This window comes from Flavobacterium tistrianum (assembly GCF_003254545.1).
In the GTDB taxonomy this organism is placed as follows: Bacteria; Bacteroidota; Bacteroidia; order Flavobacteriales; family Flavobacteriaceae; genus Flavobacterium; species Flavobacterium tistrianum.
Window position 1 is genome coordinate 1 of the sequence record NZ_QJRH01000019.1, and the last position, 321, is coordinate 321.

The window sequence follows — 321 nt, forward strand, 5'->3', positions numbered from 1 at the left end:
CCAAGTTGGAGCAGTCGTGTCTTGAATAGTGATTACCTGAGTGAAAACTGTTGAAGTATTATTGCACACATCTTTTGCGGTCCACGTGTTGGTGTAAGTTCCAGAATTGGCACAAGTTCCAGCTACAAAAGTTCCGCTCACTTTTGTATAAGTTACAGTTCCGCCGCAATTGTCTGTGGCAACAGGAGCCTGATTTTGTGCTGCTGTCAATCCTGCTGCATCGCTGCATTGCAAAGTAACATTCAAATCTGTAGGAGCAGTTGTCCAAGTTGGAGCAGTCGTGTCTTGAATAGTGATTACCTGAGTGAAAACTGTTGAAGT

At 43.9% G+C, this 321-nt stretch carries 1 protein-coding gene; it reads right to left on the reverse strand.

The genetic code is table 11. From position 1 onward, the window contains the following. On the reverse strand, positions 1 to 321 hold a 321-nt coding region (locus DMB71_RS00090; RefSeq protein ID WP_162614723.1), incomplete at both ends, for an HYR-like domain-containing protein.